General features: G+C 59.4%; 20 protein-coding genes. 13 read left to right on the plus strand and 7 right to left on the minus strand.

All coding sequences use genetic code 11. The features are described 5' to 3' along the window. Positions 1-223: 223 nt before the first annotated feature. The 4 genes from QD357_RS02955 (at position 224) to QD357_RS02970 (ending at position 3,218) form a co-directional block, all read left to right on the plus strand. Positions 224-1,006, plus strand: a complete 783-nt coding sequence (locus QD357_RS02955) for an ABC transporter substrate-binding protein (RefSeq protein ID WP_107108276.1) — start codon at positions 224-226, stop codon at positions 1,004-1,006. Between the two features lie 117 nt (positions 1,007-1,123). After that, positions 1,124-1,927 carry an ABC transporter permease gene (locus tag QD357_RS02960; protein WP_107108277.1) on the plus strand — a complete coding sequence of 268 codons (804 nt, stop codon included), beginning with the start codon at positions 1,124-1,126 and terminating at the stop codon, positions 1,925-1,927. After that, positions 1,924-2,754 carry an ABC transporter permease gene (locus tag QD357_RS02965; protein ID WP_107108278.1) on the plus strand — a complete coding sequence of 277 codons (831 nt, stop codon included), beginning with the start codon at positions 1,924-1,926 and terminating at the stop codon, positions 2,752-2,754. Before QD357_RS02960 ends, QD357_RS02965 begins: the two co-directional genes overlap by 4 nt. A gap of 197 nt (positions 2,755-2,951) precedes the next feature. Then, positions 2,952-3,218 carry an usg protein gene (locus tag QD357_RS02970; protein WP_104823311.1) on the plus strand — a complete coding sequence of 89 codons (267 nt, stop codon included), beginning with the start codon at positions 2,952-2,954 and terminating at the stop codon, positions 3,216-3,218. A gap of 18 nt (positions 3,219-3,236) precedes the next feature. On the opposite strand, the gene QD357_RS02975 is transcribed toward QD357_RS02970, so the two are convergent. Continuing rightward, the gene (locus QD357_RS02975) at positions 3,237-3,932 is read right to left on the minus strand and encodes a DUF2270 domain-containing protein (protein ID WP_414124090.1); all 696 of its coding nucleotides are present in this window, start codon (positions 3,930-3,932) and stop codon (positions 3,237-3,239) included. Positions 3,933-4,109: 177 nt separating this feature from the next. Here QD357_RS02975 and QD357_RS02980 point away from each other — a divergent pair, with 177 nt between their 5' ends. The 4 genes from QD357_RS02980 to QD357_RS02995 all read left to right on the plus strand — a co-directional run bounded on the left by QD357_RS02980 (position 4,110) and on the right by QD357_RS02995 (position 6,567). Continuing rightward, positions 4,110-4,934, plus strand: coding sequence for a methyltransferase domain-containing protein (locus QD357_RS02980; RefSeq protein WP_107108280.1), 825 nt, complete (start codon positions 4,110-4,112; stop codon positions 4,932-4,934). Between the two features lie 130 nt (positions 4,935-5,064). Then, the gene (locus QD357_RS02985; protein ID WP_107108281.1) at positions 5,065-5,757 is read left to right on the plus strand and encodes a glutathione S-transferase family protein; all 693 of its coding nucleotides are present in this window, start codon (positions 5,065-5,067) and stop codon (positions 5,755-5,757) included. Continuing rightward, positions 5,750-6,094 carry an ArsR/SmtB family transcription factor gene (locus QD357_RS02990; RefSeq protein ID WP_107108282.1) on the plus strand — a complete coding sequence of 115 codons (345 nt, stop codon included), beginning with the start codon at positions 5,750-5,752 and terminating at the stop codon, positions 6,092-6,094. Before QD357_RS02985 ends, QD357_RS02990 begins: the two co-directional genes overlap by 8 nt. Further along, positions 6,091-6,567: an SRPBCC family protein gene (locus QD357_RS02995; protein WP_107108283.1), complete on the plus strand. Its 477-nt coding sequence runs from the start codon at positions 6,091-6,093 to the stop codon at positions 6,565-6,567. The genes QD357_RS02990 and QD357_RS02995 overlap by 4 nt, the downstream gene beginning before the upstream one ends. Positions 6,568-6,654: 87 nt before the next feature. Here the strand turns inward: QD357_RS02995 and ssuD are convergent, their stop codons facing one another. Further along, positions 6,655-7,830, minus strand: coding sequence for an FMNH2-dependent alkanesulfonate monooxygenase (gene ssuD / locus QD357_RS03000; RefSeq protein ID WP_414124027.1), 1,176 nt, complete (start codon positions 7,828-7,830; stop codon positions 6,655-6,657). Between the two features lie 254 nt (positions 7,831-8,084). Here ssuD and QD357_RS03005 point away from each other — a divergent pair, with 254 nt between their 5' ends. Continuing rightward, positions 8,085-8,957 (plus strand): NAD(P)-dependent oxidoreductase, encoded by an 873-nt coding sequence (locus QD357_RS03005; RefSeq protein WP_107108285.1) that lies wholly within the window; start codon positions 8,085-8,087, stop codon positions 8,955-8,957. A 70-nt stretch (positions 8,958-9,027) separates the two neighbouring features. Here the strand turns inward: QD357_RS03005 and QD357_RS03010 are convergent, their stop codons facing one another. From QD357_RS03010 to QD357_RS03020, 3 genes are all read right to left on the minus strand, one after another. After that, positions 9,028-9,516, minus strand: coding sequence for an Lrp/AsnC family transcriptional regulator (locus tag QD357_RS03010; protein ID WP_107108286.1), 489 nt, complete (start codon positions 9,514-9,516; stop codon positions 9,028-9,030). 66 nt (positions 9,517-9,582) lie between these two features. Then, positions 9,583-10,215, minus strand: a complete 633-nt coding sequence (locus QD357_RS03015) for a uracil-DNA glycosylase family protein (RefSeq protein ID WP_107108287.1) — start codon at positions 10,213-10,215, stop codon at positions 9,583-9,585. Further along, the gene (locus tag QD357_RS03020) at positions 10,215-10,781 is read right to left on the minus strand and encodes a thermonuclease family protein (protein WP_107108288.1); all 567 of its coding nucleotides are present in this window, start codon (positions 10,779-10,781) and stop codon (positions 10,215-10,217) included. Before QD357_RS03020 ends, QD357_RS03015 begins: the two co-directional genes overlap by 1 nt. 123 nt (positions 10,782-10,904) lie before the next feature. Between QD357_RS03020 and QD357_RS03025 the strand changes: the two genes are divergently transcribed. Then, positions 10,905-12,434, plus strand: a complete 1,530-nt coding sequence (locus tag QD357_RS03025; RefSeq protein ID WP_107108289.1) for a sensor histidine kinase — start codon at positions 10,905-10,907, stop codon at positions 12,432-12,434. 19 nt (positions 12,435-12,453) lie between these two features. Here the strand turns inward: QD357_RS03025 and QD357_RS03030 are convergent, their stop codons facing one another. Next, positions 12,454-12,846, minus strand: coding sequence for a diacylglycerol kinase (locus QD357_RS03030; protein WP_107108290.1), 393 nt, complete (start codon positions 12,844-12,846; stop codon positions 12,454-12,456). 184 nt (positions 12,847-13,030) lie between these two features. Beyond that, positions 13,031-14,047 (minus strand): nicotinate-nucleotide--dimethylbenzimidazole phosphoribosyltransferase, encoded by a 1,017-nt coding sequence (gene cobT / locus QD357_RS03035; RefSeq protein WP_414124028.1) that lies wholly within the window; start codon positions 14,045-14,047, stop codon positions 13,031-13,033. A gap of 123 nt (positions 14,048-14,170) precedes the next feature. Here cobT and QD357_RS03040 point away from each other — a divergent pair, with 123 nt between their 5' ends. From QD357_RS03040 to QD357_RS03050, 3 genes are read left to right on the plus strand one after another with little or no spacing between them, the layout of a single operon-like run. Further along, positions 14,171-14,953, plus strand: coding sequence for an adenosylcobinamide-GDP ribazoletransferase (locus tag QD357_RS03040; RefSeq protein WP_107108292.1), 783 nt, complete (start codon positions 14,171-14,173; stop codon positions 14,951-14,953). Between the two features lie 19 nt (positions 14,954-14,972). After that, positions 14,973-15,194: a DUF1289 domain-containing protein gene (locus QD357_RS03045; RefSeq protein WP_107108293.1), complete on the plus strand. Its 222-nt coding sequence runs from the start codon at positions 14,973-14,975 to the stop codon at positions 15,192-15,194. Then, complete coding sequence (locus QD357_RS03050; protein WP_107108294.1) at positions 15,191-15,892, plus strand: TIGR02281 family clan AA aspartic protease; 702 nt, start codon at positions 15,191-15,193, stop codon at positions 15,890-15,892. The genes QD357_RS03045 and QD357_RS03050 overlap by 4 nt, the downstream gene beginning before the upstream one ends. Positions 15,893-15,933 lie beyond the last annotated feature (41 nt).

A 15,933-nucleotide genomic window follows, 5' to 3' on the forward strand; every position in this document is an offset into this window, starting at 1 on the left:
ATTAACCCCGCCTGAACGCGCCGGAAGGCTTCCGTTCAGCTTTGCGGGATCACGCAAGCGCTTTGGAGATCGTGTGTGCGACGCAATGCGGCTTTGTAATTCCAGTTGCAATTTGTGAAAAAAAAGTACGAATATCCGCAGCAGGCGGGCCACGCACCCGCTCCATTCTGGCCGGTCGCCAATGAAGAAAAATAGCCGCCGGTCGTCAACAGAGAGGATCAAAATGCGCATCTCCACTCGTCTTTTCGCCGCTGCGTCGCTTGCCGCGATGTCGCTTTTCGCCGGGGCAGCACTCGCTGACGGCGATTCGATCGTTATCGGCACCGATGCCACCTATCCGCCGTTCGAATCCCTCGACTCAGCCGGCAAATTCGTCGGCTTCGACATCGATATAGCCAATGCGCTTTGCGATCAGATGAAGGTCAAATGTACCTTCGTGAACCAGGATTTCGACGGCATCATCCCGGCCCTGCAGGCCAAGAAGTTCGACGCCATCGTATCGTCCATGTCGATCACGCCGGAGCGTGAAAAGACGATCGACTTCACCAACAAATACTACAACACCCCACCGGCGATCGCCGTGCCGAAGGATTCGACCGTGACCGCCGCAACCGATGAGGCCCTGAAGGGCAAGACCATCGGCGCGCAGTCCTCGACCACGCACGCAAACTACGCCACCGCACATCTGAAGGATGCCGAGCTGAAGCTCTATCCGTCGCCGGACGAATACAAGCTCGACCTCGCCAACGGCCGTATCGACGCTGTCATCGACGACGTCGTGGTTCTTTCCGAATGGGTTAAGTCCGACTCCGGCAATTGCTGCAAGATGCTCGGCACGCTGAAGACCGATCCGCAAATCAACGGCGTTGGCGCCGGCATCGGCCTCCGCAAGGGCGACACCGCGCTGAAGGACAAGCTCAACGCTGCGATCGCTGCGATCCGCGCTGACGGCACCTACAAGAAGATCCAGGACAAGTATTTCGACTTCGACGTCTACGGCGAGTGATCGCCGTCGATTCCTTGGGAAAAGACGACGGCGGAAGCTTGCTCTTCCGCCGTTTTTGTTTGACAACTAATAGAATTATAAGAGAGACGCGGCAAAAGCTGCGAGGGGAAATACGGTATGGGCGGATTGTTTTCCGCGTTTGGTTCCTTGTGGACCTGGATGAGTGACGCCTTCGATCCACTGTGCGGCCCCGTGGGGCTATTCACCCTGTTCGGCCAGAACACTGTTATCGCCTGCGGAGACACCGGCTGGGGCGACGAGATCGCGGGCGGCCTCAAAATCACGATAACGGTGGCCGTCCTGACATTGCCGCTCGGCTTGATCGTCGGCTTCCTGGTGGCGCTCGCGCAGCAATCCGAAGAAAAGTCCCTGCGGCTCGCTGCCGGCGTATTCACCACCATCTTCCGCGGCCTGCCGGAGCTTCTGACGCTCTTCATCATCTATTACGGCATCCAGATTCTGCTGCAAACGGCACTCGCCTACGTCGGCTACACCGGGCAGGTCGAAATCAATGCCTTCGTCGCCGGCATGGTCGCGCTTTCGATCGTCTTTTCCGCCTATTGTTCGGAAGTTCTGCTGTCAGCCTTTAGAGCGATTCCCAAGGGACAGTATGAAGCGGGCGATGCTCTCGGCTTTCACCGCGCCCGCACGATGCGTCTTATCATCCTGCCGCAATTGATCCGCATCTCGCTTCCCAATCTTGGAAACCTCTGGATGAACCTGCTGAAGGACACATCCTACGTTTCCGTCATCGGACTCGCTGACATCATCCGCCAGACGGGCCTTGCCGTACGCGCGACCAAGGAACCGTTCTTCTTCTACCTGGTTGCCTGCGGCCTTTATCTGGTGCTCGCCATCATCTCTTCGGCCGGGTTGCTTTATCTCGATCGCTGGGCCAAACGCGCGGAGTTTCGCCGATGAGCTATGCTGAAGTCTTGATCCCGGCGCGCCCGGCGCCACCGGAGACGATGAAGCGCCTCTCCAAGGCCCGCCTCGCCGGTTATTTCTTCCTGGCGCTCTGGGCACTGCTCGGCATCGCGCTCATCACGATGATGATCACCAATTGGGACAACGCGAAATTCTTCAAGTTCGGTCCGCGCTTTCTTCACGGCCTCTGGATTACAGTGAAGCTCGTCGGCCTTTCCTTCATCCTCGGTGCGATCCTCTCCATTCCGCTCGCCTTCGCGAGAATGTCGAAGAACAGGATTCTCAAAGGCCTGACCTATTGCTATGTCTATCTCTTCCGCGGCACGCCGCTGCTGGCGCAGATCTTCATGGTCTATTACGGCTTTCCGCAGGCGCGCGGCTTCATTGACAGCATCGGTCTCTGGTGGTTCTTCCGCGATCCCTTCAATTGCGGTCTGTTTGCCATGACGCTGAACACGGCGGCCTATCAGACCGAAATTGTCCGTGGCGCCATCCAGAGCGTCCATCACGGCCAAAGCGAGGCTGCGGCGTCGCTCGGCCTTCACAAGCTCGTCACCTTCTACAAGATCATCTTGCCGCAGGCGTTGATCGTGGCGTTGCGCCCTTACGGCAACGAGATCATCCTCCTGATCAAGAGCTCCGCGACCGTCTCGATCATCACCGTCTACGATCTGATGGGCGAGACACGCTATGCCTTCTCACAAACCTACGACTACCAGACCTATCTCTGGGCGGCGATCTTCTATCTTTCCATCGTCGAGCTGATGCGCAACGGTTGGGCGCACATAGAAGCCTATCTGACGCGCCATCTAAGACGTTGATCCTCACCCGGACGGCGTCACCCTTTCGCCGTCTGCGCTTGGCAGCACTCACCTGATAAGGCTGCTATCATATTGATCTTCGTGACAAAATTTCTTTTTTGCAACACTTTTGTAAAGCTTGGGTTTACCATGAGGTGTTTCCATTTTCCTGTGACCTCCGAGTCACGAAGAACAGTGGGAACAGAAAGAGAGACCTCATGCACAACGACATGCAAAAGCAGTTGCAAGGCTATGGGCTGACCACGGCGCAGATCCTCTATCGCCTGCCCGATCATCCGCAATTTCTACAGACCTACATCTGGCAGGACTATGATCTCGCTCCGAATTTCCCGGAAATGCGCGGCTTCCTGAAATTCTGGCAGGAGAAGCTCGACGGGCCGTTACATTCGGTGCGCTACGTTCACCGCCGGCTGATCTCGGCGACCGAGTGGCGGGCGGTGAAGGGAGAGTTCATCCTGCATTAGTCTGGGCTTTGCCAACGATCAGACATGTGCTTCGCCATGGGTGAAATCGCCGTCATCCGGCCCGCGGCGTAATGTGCCATAGAGAATGACGGCGTAGAACACAGCGACGATTGCGATCACCGGCCAACCGGGGATCGGTCCAAGCGCGGCGTTGTCGGCAATATAGCTCCACGAATGCACAAAATCTTGCGGCACACCTTCCGCCTGTAGCTTGGGCGTCGAAATCTTCAATACCCACGCCAACAGCAGAATCGCATACATCCAGCAATAATTCCGCCGCAGGCGCCGCTGCATTGCTTCGAAATAGCTGAGCAGAAACCGTGGTGCACGCAGGCTTTTGGCAATCGACAGTGCCCAATCGGGATTGAGCTCGGCTTCGGGCGCCAGGATCTGCGCAAAATAGCTCCGCTCCAGTTGCCGTATCCGCGCCCGGTAGACATCGAAGAAGCGATAGCGCCGCGCCTCGATCATCAGCAGCAATGTGATCAGCATCATGCCGAACAACAGCACGCCATGATGCGACGTCGGCGATGAGAGCGATACGGAAAGCAAAGCCGCGACGACGGTAATTGCCCAATTCGAGGTCCGGTCGATGCGGTCGCGCCAACTCGTCATCCGCCCAAGCTCGCCACGGTAATAATGGGTCAACGTGTTGGTGATCTCTCCCGTCGTCGTCGGCATGGGCGGCGATTTCCGATCCGTGGCACTGTCCATGAGATGGGGCGTGGTGAGCTCGGTGGCCATGGTTTTTTCCTCCTTTTTTCTTCTTTCGCGCAACGGCCTTATGGCCCGACCCTGCTGCGAACGAATATTTTGCTCCTTCAACGCGGCCATTGCAAAAGCCTTTCAAGCACCTTAATGCCTCCCTAACGAATGAAGGACCGAACACTCATGGCAAAGAAAAAGATCGACGAAGATGCGCTGGCGGAAGCCTACAACCGCGCCCTTGCGCTCGAAAAAGCCGGCGATATCGACGCTGCGGTCAAGGCCTATGAGGATGTGCTGGCGATCGATCCCGAGGACCACGGCGGCGCAGCCGTGCGCATCGCCTCGATGGGCCGCGGCGAAACGCCGGTGAAAGCGCCGGATGCTTATGTCGAAACCCTCTTCGATCAGCATGCTGAAGTCTTTGAGGACGTGCTTGTCGAGCAGCTTGGCTACCATGTTCCCGTTCTCGTGCGGCAGCGGCTGCAGGCACTCGGCCTCGGCCCCTTCAAGCGCATGCTCGATCTCGGCTGCGGCACCGGCCTGACCGGCGGCACGCTACGCGACATCGTCGAGGACATCACCGGCATCGATATTTCCGAAAACATGGTCGAAGTCGCCCATGAGAAGGATCTCTATGAGACGCTAATCGTCGCCGAAGTCGAGGATTTCCTCGACGACAATGACGAGGAGGCGTTCGATCTGATCACCGCCACCGATGTGCTGCCCTATCTCGGCGCGTTGGAGCCTCTGTTCTTCGGCGCCGCCGAAAACATGACACAGGGCGGCCTCTTCATCTTTTCATCGGAAACCCTGCCCGAGAGCGCAATGGCAGGCCGCCCTTACATGGTCGGTCCGCATCAGCGCTTTGCCCATGCGGAAAGCTACGTGCGCGAACGGCTAACCGCGACCGGCTTCGAACTGATCGAAATCACCGACATCAATGTCCGCATGGAAGACGGCCACCCGACGCCGGGCCATCTGGTGATTGCGCGTCTCGTTGCGGCGTGATCTGACTTATTGAAACCGGCCCGAATAGTTATCCAATTGGATAACTATTCATTGCACTCGATCGCGCGATCTGTTACTTAGCCATTTAGGTAAGTTTCAGCATAAGCCCCGATGCAGGAAAGGTCGTTGCATGTCTCTCATCCTCTATCAGCATCCCCTCGCCTCCTTCTGCCATAAGGTCTTGATCGCGCTTTATGAGAACGGTACGCCCTTCGAGAGCCAGATCATCGATCTCGCCAACGAGGAGTCGCGCGCATCGCTGCTGCGCCTCTGGCCGATCGGCAAATTCCCTGTGCTGCGCGACGAGGCGCTCGACAGCACCATTCCTGAAACCAGTATCATCATCGAATATCTCGACCGACACTATCCCGGCCCGACGCCACTATTGCCGCTCGATCCGACGGATGCGCTCTGCGTCCGCCTCTGGGATCGTTTCTTCGATCTCTATGTGCAGGAACCAATGCAGGCGATCGTCGCCGATATTCGTCGTCCGGAAGAGGAGCGGGATCCCAGAGCCGTCGCGCAGGCGCAGGCGTTGTTGCGCACCGCCTACGGTATGATCGAGCAGCAACTGGGCGAAAAACGTTGGATCGCGGGTGACGCGTTGACAATGGCGGATTGCGCCGCGGCCCCGGCATTGTTCTACGCCGAAACACTCGTCCCCTTCGACGACCAGCAGGTCCGGCTGCAGCAATATTACCAACGCCTACTCGATCGTCCGTCTTTCGCGCGCGTGCTCGAAGAGGCGATACCCTACTTCCATTTCTATCCCTATAGCCAAAAGCTGCCCGCCCGTTTCCGTCCGGAACAGCCGCATGCTTGACGATCCTCTTGCGCTCGATCGCATGTTCCAGGCCCTATCGGATCAAAGCCGGCGCGGCATGATCGACCGTCTCGGCCGCGGTCCCGCCTCGGTAATGGAATTAGCCCAGCCGTTCGCCATGGCACTGCCGACCGTGATGAAACATCTGCACGTATTGGAGACGAGCGGTCTGGTGCATTCGGAAAAGATCGGCCGGGTGCGGACCTACCAACTCCGGAAGGAGGCGTTGGATTCGGTCGAGCGCTGGATCGCCGAGCGCAAAGCGGGATGGAACAGGACCTTCGACCGGCTCGACCAATTCCTAGCCGACAATTCCGAGGAGACAGCGGTGAAATGACCGGGAGAACGACGGAACATACGACACTGACCATAGAGCGCCACTTCAAGGCGCCGCTGTCACGCGTCTTCGGCGCATGGGCGGTGGCTGAGAACAAGCGCCAGTGGTTCGCTTGCCATGGGGATTGGACACCACTGGAATTCCAGCTCGACTTCCGTCCCGGCGGCAATGAAAGCAACCGCGTGGCTTCGACGGACGGCGTGATACACGCCTATCAGGGCCGCTACATCGATATCGTACCGAACGAACGCATTATCTACGTCTTTGACATGATGCTCGACGACAAGCGCATCTCGGTGTCGCTGGCCACTGTTACCTTCGCTCCGGCGCCCGGCAGCACGATAATGCTGTTCACCGAGCAGGTGGTTTTTCTCGATGGCTACGGCGACAATGGCTCGCGGCTGATGGGTACGGAAATCGGCTTTGACAACCTTCGACTCTATGTCGAGGGTGATGAAAGCAGGCCGAACTAGCCTGCTCGCGCATCCCCCAGGATCGTCGCCGGCAACTGGCCTTCACCTCGGCCAGCGCCGGATCACCGTGCCGATTGCTTGGTCGCGTTACGAGCCGGAAACGACCTTCAGATTGCCGCCATGGCTGCCGCCGGCAAAAATATGCTTCGCCCCGAATTCATTGCGGAAGCCGGCTCGCTGTTCCTCGCGGGATAACCCAAGCTCCGGAAACAGCAGTTCAGCGACGCGATAGGCCTCTTCCAGATGCGGATAGCCGGAGCCGATCACGGTTTCGATGCCGATATCCTGATACTCGCGCAGCCTTGCCGCCACGGTCTTCGGCGACCCGACCAGGGCCGTGCCGGCACCGGCGCGCACGAGGCCGACGCCCGCCCAAAGGTTTGGCGAAACCTCCAGCTTGTMGCGGCGGCCGCTATGAAGAGCCGCCATGCGCCTCTGACCAACGGAGTCGGATTGATTGACGAATTGCTCCTGCGCTTCCCGGATCGTCTCATCGTCGAGCTTGGAGATCAGTCGGTCGGCGGCCGCCCACGCCTCCTCGTCCGTCTCGCGGACAATGAAGTGCAGGCGGATACCGAAGCTGACTTCACGACCCTTACGGGCGGCGGCGGCGCGTACCTTCTTCACTTTCTCGGCCACTTGCGCCGGCGGCTCGCCCCAAGTCAGATATTTGTCGACGCGGCCGACCGAAAATTCGATGCCGGCATCCGAGGAGCCGCCGAAATAAAGTGGCGGACGCGGCGCCTGTACCGGCGGCAATCCCAGCCTTGCGTTGGTCGCCTTGATATACTTGCCATCGAACGTCGAGCTACCCTTCTCCAGCAGCTCTTCCCACACGGTAAAGAACTCGTCGGCATGGGCATAGCGCTCATCATGCTCGAGATGGATACCGTCACCGGCCAATTCGGCGGGGCTGCCGCCAACCACGATGTTGAGCAGCACGCGACCGTTGGAAACGCGATCGAGCGTCGAGGCGAGACGAGCATAATAGGCCGGCGACGCCGTGCCCGGACGGATGGCGACCAGGAACTTCAGCTTCTGTGTGTGCGCAGACAGGGCCGCCGCGGTGACGAAGGACTCCTCGCAGGAGACGCCGGTCGGCAGCAACACGCCGGAAAAGCCGAGCCGATCGACCGCCTGGGCGATCTGCGTCAAATAGCCAATTTCCGGCCCACGATTGAGATCGTTCGAGCCGAGATAGGTGCCGTCGCCCGAGGTCGGAATGAACCACAGGAAGTCGATGGGTTTGGCGGTTGCGGTCATGATATGTCGTGTCTCCTGGACGCGTTTGATCGGGAGCCCACCTGCGGAGGCCTGTATCGGAATATTGGCATAGACTACCGATTATATCGACAATATGGATTTTCATTTATGGTCGGCTTGGCGGAATATTTTTCCCGGCGCTGCCCACTCCATCACGTTTCGGCCGCGAGCCATGTCGGTGACAAATCGGCCTTTCGCCCCCTTCGCCTTTCCGCTAAGCCTTCAGGCAAAATTTTTGGAAGGAGTCTTCGCGAATGGCAAAGGTCGCTTTTATCGGCATGGGCGTCATGGGCTATCCCATGGCGGGGCATCTGAAGGTCAAGGGCGGTCATGACGTCACCGTCTATAACCGTACCGTCGCCAAGGCGGAGGCCTGGGCCAAACAATTCGACGGCAAGTTTGCCTCGACACCTGCTGCTGCGGCCGAAGGCGCGGATTTCGTATTCACCTGCGTCGGCAATGACGAGGACCTGCGTTCGGTAACGATCGGCAAGGATGGCGTTCTCTCCGGTATGAAGGCGGGCGCCGTCCTGATCGACAATACGACGGCAAGCGCCGAAGTCGCCCGCGAACTCTATGCCGCAGCCAAGGAAAAAGGCGTGGACTTCATCGACGCCCCCGTCTCCGGCGGTCAGGCCGGCGCGGAAAACGGCGTGCTGACCGTCATGTGCGGTGGCGATGAGGCGGTCTTCGAAAGAGCAAAGCCCGTGATTGACGCCTATGCCCGCATGGTCGGCCTCATGGGTGCCGTCGGCGCAGGCCAGCTCACCAAGATGATCAACCAGATCTGCATCGCCGGCATCGTTCAGGGCCTCGCCGAAGGCATCCATTTCGGCAAGCAGGCGGGCCTGGATATCGAAAAGGTGGTGGAGGTCATCTCCAAGGGCGCGGCCGGTTCCTGGCAGATGGAAAACCGTCACAAGACGATGAATGTCGGCAAATACGACTTCGGCTTTGCCGTCGACTGGATGCGCAAGGACCTCGACATTGTGCTGGCGGAAGCGCGCCGCAACAAGGCCAAACTGCCGCTGACCGCCCTGGTCGATCAGTTCTACGGCGACGTCCAGGCCATGGGCGGCAACCGCTGGGACACGTCGTCGCTGCTGGCACGCTTGGATAAGAAGTGAAACGACTTGGCGTCGGAAGCGATGATACCAACCGGGAAATATCGCTTCCGCGCTATGCTACCAGCCGAACTTAATCGTCGCTCGACTTCGCGTTCTCCAGGAGCATGTAATCCAGCGGCAGTTCCGTCGAATACTTGATCTGTTCCATGGCGAATGCCGAGGATACGTCGCGAATTTCGATCTTGGCGATCATGCGCTTGTAGAACGCGTCATAGGCGGCAATATCCGGCACGACGACGCGCAGCAGATAATCGACATCGCCGCTCATGCGATAGAATTCCACCACTTCCGGGAAGTCGGCGATCACTTCGGAAAAGCGCTTCAGCCACTCGATCGAGTGACTGTTGGTGCGGATCGAGACGAAAACGGTGACCTTGGTGTTGACCTTTTCGGGGTCCAGCAGAGCGACGCGACGGCGGATGACGCCATCCTCTTCCATCTTCTGGATACGGCGCCAGCATGGTGTCGTCGACAGTCCGACCTTTTTGGCGAGATCGGCCACGGCCAGAGTGGAATCCTCCTGCAGCAGGCGCAGGATTTTGCGGTCAAGACGGTCCATTTCGAGTGCCCTTTCGAATTATATTCTCTCTATAGCGCATTTTTGCCAGAGGAAAAGAAACTTGTTTCACAAAACAAGGATTTTCACACGTTCTCGCAAAACGGGCAGCAGCTCCGCTTCGAACCAAGGATTGCGTTTTAGCCAGCCGCTGTTGCGCCAACTCGGATGCGGCAATGGCAAAACGGCCGGCGATTGGTTGGTGAGGAGATAACGCCGCCACTCCGAAACGGTTTCCGTCATCGACGCCATTCGCGCCGGGCCGAGATGCCATGCCTGGGCATATTGGCCGATCGTAAGGACGAGCTCGATTTGCGGCATCGCGTCGATAGTCTTTTGACGCCAGAGCGGCGCGCATTCCTTGCGCGGCGGCAAATCGCTGCCTGCATCGTCGTAGCCGGGAAAGCAGAACCCCATCGGCACAATGGCGAAATGATCAGGATTGTAGAAACTATCGCGATCGACGCCCAACCATTGCCGCAGCCGGTCGCCGGAAGCGTCATTAAATGGCAAGCCGCTCTCATGCACCCGCAGCCCCGGTGCCTGCCCGGCAATCAGAATACGCGCGGTCGCCGACAATACGGCAACCGGCCTCGGCTCATGCGGCAATCGGTCGGCCTCCCCGCGCAGTGGCGTGTCCCGGCAGACGCGGCAAGCGGCGATGGCCTTGTCCAGCGCCTGCAACTCTTCCTGCCGCGCCATCAGCGATCCCATCCAATAAATCGTCGAAAATAGTCGCCCAACCCGGCCAGCGGATCACCGCCGCCCGCCATCCGCTCCTCGCGCCGATAGTCGCGCGGCCGCTCGAAATCGCCGGCCCACAGCCCCGCCTTCGCCTGCCGCGCCTCAGCTTCCTCGGCAGCATAACCGCCGTACGAAACCGCCATGCCGCTGCGCACCATCGCGCCATTGATGTCGACGTCGCCGGCTTTACAGGTCACCAGCGGCCGGCCGTACCGATCATGTTCGCTTCCCCGACATTCTGCCGCGCCCGTCTTCATTAATTTATCAAGCGCCTTGCGAGCCTCTTCACCGCAGGCCCAATTCACGTCGGCGCGCTGACATTGCTGCCGATATTCCGGCGCATCGATACCGAGCAGACGAAAACGATCACCATCGCGGGCGAGCGTATCGCCATCAACGACATAAAAACTTCCAGTTTGAATGAGTTCCGGGCGATTGTTCATCTTCAACGCCAGCAAACCGAGCAGTGCCAGCAACGCGAATGTGGTCACGCCGTCACGAAAAAGCCGGCCAGACCGCGTCACGCTTTTGCCTCCTTAAAGAACAAACCCTTGGCAAAGATGGCAAACAAATCATTTCTGAGCAGCATCTTCTTAAGGTTTGGCCGCTAGTCTGTAACCCTTGGCAGGCCAAACTTCAACGTAGCTATGAGCACCGGCGTCAGCACATCGACAGATAAAATCATCGTCGACCGATCGCGCAGTCACCGTAACCGGGCTGTATCGAAAGCGGTGCGGCAGACGCGCGAGCGCCTGCAATCCGGCCACAGCAGCAGCTTCGACCGAGAAGTCATGATGATGCATGTCGACACCCTCCTGCAGGGTGCCTCGGTCATGCCGATCTTCGTCGTCCTCGTCGCCGCGATCGGCGTCTATCTCGCAGGCGACGCGCATATCTTTATCTGGGCCATCCCGACCCTCTCGGCACATGCCGTCAACATGCTGCTCGGCCGGCGCGCAAAAAAACGCGAAATGACCGCCGAGAGTGCCAGAAAATGGCGCCAATTGCTATTGCTCGGCCAACTCCTCATCGGCTTTTGCTGGGCATACTTCGCCATGCAGACCTGCCCGACCTGCGGCGGCGACGGTTTTGCGCTCTATAAAGGCGCGACGCTGCTGGTGGGGATCTGCGTCACGGCGATGGCGAATTTCATGCTGCCGCGCGCCGTGCCCTTCTCCTTCGGGCCGGCCATCGTGGTGCTTGCCGTCAGAGCGGTGCTGACGCGCAATCCGATCGATGTTGCCCTCACCGCCGCCGTCGCCGTCGCCGTCATCTTCTTCACCTTCATTACCAACCGCATGTTTCAGTCGAACCTCAAGATCCTCTCCTTCCAGTCGGAAAAGGACGATCTGATTGCCGAGCTGGAAGTCGCGAAATCCATGTCGGATGAAGCACGTCGGCGCGCAGAAGAGGCAAACCTCGCTAAATCGCGCTTCCTGGCCTCGATGTCGCATGAACTCAGAACACCGCTCAACGCCATCCTCGGCTTCTCCGAAGTCATGTCGGCGGAGGTGATGGGACCGCTGAACAACGCCACCTATCGCGAATACACCACTGACATCCATCGCTCCGGGCAGCACCTTCTCAACCTGATCAATGAGATCCTCGACCTCTCCCGCATCGAGGCCGGCAAATATGAGCTGAACGAGGAAGCAATTTCGCTGCTGGATGTGGCGGAGGATTGCATCGGCATGGTGCAGTTGCGCGCGCGTGGCAAGAACATCTCCATCGCGTCGCAGTTCGAGCCGCAACTTCCCTCGGTCTGGGCGGATGAGAAATCCATGCGCCAGGTGATCCTCAATCTTCTCTCGAATGCGGTAAAATTCACCCCGCAAGGCGGAGAGATCAGCGTCAAAGTCGGTTGGACTGCCGGCGGCGGTCAATATGTGGCGATCAGGGACAACGGTCCGGGCATTCCCGAAGAAGAGATACCGGTGGTTCTTTCCGCTTTCGGCCAGGGCTCGATCGCCATCAAAAGCGCCGAACAAGGCACCGGCCTCGGCTTGCCGATCGTTCAGGCGATCCTCGCCAAACATGACGGCCAGTTCATGCTGAAGTCCAAGCTGCGCGAAGGCACGGAGGTCATCGCCATTCTGCCAGCCAAACGAGTGCTGCAAAGCCTGCCAGCCGTCGAGGACGCGCCCTTGGTCGAACGCCGCAAGAAGAGCTTCGCGTGACGCTCAGCCCATAAATTTGCTAGCGGAAAAACAGATGGCTGGCGATCGTATAGAGAAGATAGAGGCCGGAAGCKACCAGCATGCAGAGGACGGCAAAGGAGCCGAGATCTTTGGCATGCTTGCCGACGTTGGAAATCTCCGGTGAAATCCGGTCGATGACTTCTTCCACTGCCGTATTCATCGCCTCTACGGCAAAAACGCCGAGAAACAGCACGACGGCAATCATGAGTTCCGCAAGCGTTGCGCCAACCGCGACGAGCAGGATCAATCCAACGGCTGCGAACAGCAGTTCCTGCCGGAAGGCCGATTCCTGCAGCAGGCGCTGAAAGCCACCCCAGGAATAACCGGCAGCGGCAAAGAAATGCCGGATACCCGTTTCCTTGGTTACCGCTGATTTCGAAAACTCGGCCATCCCTGCCCCGCTGCAATGTCCAAACCGCAATTTAGCAGCCTTGCGAATACCGTCTCGCCATTCCCAAGGCAAGCCGGCAACCGACTCGGCCAGAAAAATCATTACAGTTTTATGACATAGATCGAAAGTCGGTCGGAATTTTGGAGGCGGAACGCTTAATTACGCGTTCCGCCGTTTTCGTTCGTCAGTGCTTGTTGGCGACGCCGGCGCTTTCGAAGGTCGCCATGCCGGAATGGCAGGCAGCGGCAGCCTTGACGATGCCGGCGGCAAGCGCTGCACCCGTGCCTTCGCCAAGCMGCATGCCAAGCGCCAGCAGCGGCGTCTTGCCGAGCTTGTCGATGGCTTTGATGTGCCCCGGTTCGGCCGAAACGTGGCCGATCAAGCAATGGTCGAGAGCCGACGGATTGGCGGCCTTGAGGATCGAAGCAGCAGCAGTTGCGACATAGCCATCGATAATGACGGGGATACGCTCCATGCGGGCGGCGAGGATGGCGCCAGCCATGGCAGCGATCTCGCGGCCGCCGAGGCGGCGCAGCACTTCCAACGGATCGGAAAGATGGTCGCGGTGCAGCGCCACAGCCCGTTCGACGGCGTCGACCTTGCGCTTCAGCATCTCGCCTTCCGAACCCGTTCCGGGTCCAACCCATTCCGCCGCCGAGCCGCCGTAGAGCGCATAGTGGATGGCAGCCGCGATCGTCGTGTTGCCGATGCCCATTTCGCCGACGCAGAGCAGATCCGTGCCGCCGGCAATCGCCTCCATGCCGAAGGCCATGGTCGCGGCGCAATCGCGTTCGCTGAGAGCCGGCTCTTCGGTAATGTCGGCGGTCGGGAAATCCAGTGCCAGATCGAAGACCTTCAGGCCGAGATCATAGGCCACACAGATCTGGTTGATGGCTGCGCCGCCAGCGGCGAAATTCTCCACCATCTGCCGTGTTACGGCTGGCGGAAACGGCGTGATGCCCTGCTTGGTGACGCCATGATTGCCGGCAAAGATCGCCACGAGCGGCCGGTTGACGGCCGGCGCACGGCCGGTCCAGGCAGCGAGCCAAAAAGCAATCTCTTCCAGACGGCCAAGAGCACCCGGCGGCTTGGTGAGCTGTGCGTCACGCTCGCGCGCAGCGACAAGCGCCCGGGAATCCGGACCCGGAAGGTCGCGCAGCAGCGTGCGGAAATCGTCGAATGGCAGGCCGGTAACGCTCATGAATGCCGTTCCTTGTCTTTTGGTCTCAAATCAGGTTCTTTGCGTGCGACTCTATTAGTCTTCGGCACCGGCGCGAACAACTCCAAAAACGTCCGATGCTGTCGCAGGAATAGCGGGGAGAGGATGAATATTCGGGAATACACAGGCGATACCGCGCGCGCCGTCGCTTTTTTGAGCCGTATTCCCGTGCCGCCGTCTTTCTTTGAGAACTATGACGGCAAGCTTACCCGCGTCTCGCGGACCTTTCCCCTCGCCGGCCTGCTGATTGCCCTGCCCGCAGCAATAGTCTTCGGCACCCTGCTTGCTTTCCACGCCGATCCGCTGATGGCGGCGCTGCTGGCGCTTACAGTTCAGACGATGACGACAGGCGCTCTGCATGAGGATGGCCTGAGCGACATGGCGGATGGTCTTGGCGGCGGCAAGGATCGCGACAAGGCGCTCGCCATCATGAAGGATAGCCGGATCGGCACTTATGGCGCGGTAGCGCTGATTCTCTCTTTCGGACTGCGCGCAGCAGCCCTTGCCGCCATCGCTCGCGGCCTTACACCCTTTGCCGCAGCCCCTGTTCTGCCGGCCACCGCCGCGCTCAGCCGGGGCGCCATGGTCTGGCATTGGTATATTCTGCCTGCCGCCAAGCCGGATGGAATTGCCGCCTCGGCCGGCAAACCGGACTACGGCGCAATGCAGGTGGCACTCATCACCGCGCTGGTACTTTCGGCTTTTCTGCTCTGGCCGGGCCTCAGGCTTCCCGCCTTCATCCTGTACCTTTTGGTCGCCGCAGCCGCGACATTTCTACTCACCCGCCGCGTGCGTGAAAGGCTTTCCGGCCACACCGGCGACACCATCGGTGCGACGCAGCAGATTTGCGAGATCGCCGCCTTCTGTACCCTTGCCATGTGCGTTTGAAGCATCGATATATGCCACTATGCTAACACCCTGCATTCTTGTCTGCTCCATCGATATGAACACCGGCTTTTGCTTCGGCTGCGGACGCACGCGCGAAGAAATCGGCGCATGGATGAACTACAGCGACGATCAGCGACGAGAGATCATGCAGGTCCTGCCGGAACGCCTCGCAACCGTCGAACGCAAGCCGCGTCGGGAAACCCGTCGCCAGCGGTTGGCGCGGGAGCGCAACCCCGTATGAACCGGCTGAACGTTGCCCTCGCCATCATTGGCATCGGTCTCGCGCTTCTCGTCTTCAACAATAGCAGCGGCACGACCTTCGGCATGAACAATGACGACTTTGCCGGCGTCGTCTACCTAGTGCCGCTTGCCCTAGTCATGGGCGCAGGCATTTGGGCGAGCCGCCATACGGCCAGCCAGTCGCTACGCAATCTGCTGATCTGGCTGGTCATCATCATGGCGCTGGCGACCGCCTATATTTACCGCCGCGATGCGCAGCAGGTCGGTGACCGGCTGATGGCCGGCCTTGTGCCCGGACACGCAGTCGTCGTCACGACCAGCGAAGGCGGTCAGGAAGTCATTCTCCACAAGCTGATGAACGGTCATTTCGAGGCGCAAGTGATGATCAACGGCCAGCCGATCGACATGCTCGTCGATACCGGCGCCAGCGCCATCGCATTGTCACAGAAGGACGCCGAGCGCGTCGGCATCATCCCCGAAAACCTTACCTATTCAATGACGGTCATCACGGCCAACGGCCGGGCCAGAGCTGCTCCCGTCCAACTCGGCTCCGTCGCCATCGGCCCGATCCAGCGCCGCGATGTCCAAGCGACCGTCGCCGAAGAGGGCAAGCTCGACCAGAGTCTGCTCGGCATGAGCTTCCTGGAAACACTGGGCTCTATGCAGATGCAGACGGACGAGCTGCGGTTGCGGGATTGAGGGCTTTGAGGGCTTGCGCGGCATACTTCGACGAGGCCCGA

Origin of the sequence: Rhizobium sp. BR 317, from assembly GCF_047445835.1 — a bacterium.
Lineage (GTDB): Bacteria > Pseudomonadota > Alphaproteobacteria > Rhizobiales > Rhizobiaceae > Rhizobium > Rhizobium paranaense.